This window comes from Sulfurimonas sp. (assembly GCF_014859695.1).
Taxonomy (GTDB): Bacteria; Campylobacterota; Campylobacteria; order Campylobacterales; family Sulfurimonadaceae; genus Sulfurimonas.
Window position 1 is genome coordinate 1 of record NZ_JACUTS010000166.1, and the last position, 1,795, is coordinate 1,795.

The following is a 1,795-nucleotide window of genomic DNA, read 5'->3' on the forward strand; positions in this document are numbered from 1 at the left end:
GAGGTGGCCGGATGCTCTGCGCGTTTGGTGGCCGGTTTGAACGCTATGCGCAAGTTGCAGTGATAGTTTCGATACAAAACTCTTGTGCCTATTGTGTAGACGCTCACATGATGATGCTTGATTCAATGGGAATTGATGCGGGTAATATTGAAAATAATCTTGATGCGTTAGGGCTAAATGAAAAAGAGAAACTTTTATTTAATCTGGCAAGGGAAATAAATAAAAATAGCACTAAAGTTGAGGATAAATTGTTTGAAACATTGAGATTAAATAATGTTGATATTGAAGAAATATTAGAAATCATAGGTGTTGTTGAATTGTTCGTCGGTTATAACCTGTTCTTAAACGCAATGGATATTCCTGGAGGAAATCTGTAGACTTTTTTAAGCAATCCTATAAAGAATAACTTAAACCAGAGGTAAAAAATAAAAAAGGCAATAGTTTCTTAACAGTGAAATTTCAAATAACATTTCAAATTATTTCTATTTGTTATCGTTATCGTTATCACCTGACCCCTTTATTCTTGACCCCTTTATTTGGAGCTGAGTACTCCTAAAGAAGCTTGCAACTGAGGAAAAAGTGAGTTTTCAAGATTTGTAATTTTAAGCCACATTTCTGATAAGGATGGTATAATTTTTGTTACTGAGTTTCTCTTGTTTTTGGTATGCTATTTGTAAAAAAAATTTACTTAAAATATCAGAAAACTCAGCTTTAATGAGCCTTTTTTAAACTTTCAAAAAACTTAAATTAAGAAGTGATTTTGGGAATTTGAAAGTGGCTCTGTAGTGTAAATGTTAGGCTATTTGTATTATATGAGGTGAATTTATGAAAAAAATATCATTAAGAGGCAGAGCATACCCGGGTGATTTAAATCATTCAGGCACTGTTTTTGGTGGCTGGATTATGGCAAAGATGGATAAAGCAGCTTCTATAGCAGTAGAAGACATTGTAGATTCGGGTGCGGTTACCGTGTCGGTAACAGATTTGCATTTTTTAAAGCCCATAAGAAACGGTGATATAGTAACGATTTACACAGAAATTATTAAAATAGGTAATACATCTATACAAATAAATGTCAATGTAATGGTTCGTTGTAAAAAATCACATGAAGAATATAATGTGACTGAAGCGATATTTACTTTTGTAACAGTTGATGAAGATGGAAAGTCTATTAATGTTGCTGATGTTATTCGTGATGATGTTGACGATGATGTAAGAGATTTGTTATAAAAACCCTACTGAGTACTTCTTTAAATTAGCGGGGGGCAGGTGATAACGATAATAAAGTAGAAATAATTTGAAATGTTATTGTTATCACCTGACCCCTTTATTTGCCTTTATTTCGGACCTTTTACTTTTATGGCGGCTTCGCCTTTTAGTTCAAACCCCTCTATCTGCTCCATTGCTATATTTACCTTGCATCTCTTTTGAATGATACCAAAATGCGCTCTATCCTCGTGAGATATAAACGAGATAGCCGTTCCTGACCTGCCGGCTCTTGCTGTACGTCCAATGCGGTGGATATAGTCGGTAGGCGAGCGAGGAAGGTCAAAGTTTATAACACATGAGACATTGTCTATATCTAATCCTCTAGCGGCTATATCGGTTGCAAAGAGTATGCGTATCTTTTTGGCTTTAAACTCATCTAGCGTAAGAGTGCGCTCATCTTGAAGCAGATCTCCGTGAAACGACTCCGCCTTGTAGCCGTACTTTTTAAACTTAGCCGCAATGTTGTCCGTAGCTCTTTTGTTTGCCATAAACACAAGAACTTGCTCTAGTTTTTCATTGTCAAGCA

General features: G+C 35.5%; 3 protein-coding genes. 2 read left to right on the top strand and 1 reads right to left on the bottom strand.

Translation table 11 applies throughout. The features are described 5' to 3' along the window. Positions 1–377: hypothetical protein (locus IBX42_RS12350; RefSeq protein WP_294933231.1), on the top strand; the 377-nt coding region annotated here is incomplete at its 5' end. 448 nt (positions 378–825) lie between these two features. After that, on the top strand, positions 826–1,230 hold the full coding sequence (locus IBX42_RS12355; protein ID WP_294933232.1) for a hotdog domain-containing protein: 405 nt from the start codon (positions 826–828) through the stop codon (positions 1,228–1,230). Positions 1,231–1,337: 107 nt separating this feature from the next. Here IBX42_RS12355 and IBX42_RS12360 read toward each other — a convergent pair. After that, positions 1,338–1,795 (bottom strand): C-terminal helicase domain-containing protein (locus IBX42_RS12360; RefSeq protein ID WP_294933233.1); only part of this gene is annotated, 458 nt, incomplete at its 5' end.

What these genes read in the sequence shown, in the direction of transcription:
- IBX42_RS12355 (WP_294933232.1), top strand. Translation starts at nt 826, where the DNA reads ATGAAAAAAATATCATTAAGAGGCAGAGCATACCCGGGTGATTTAAAT.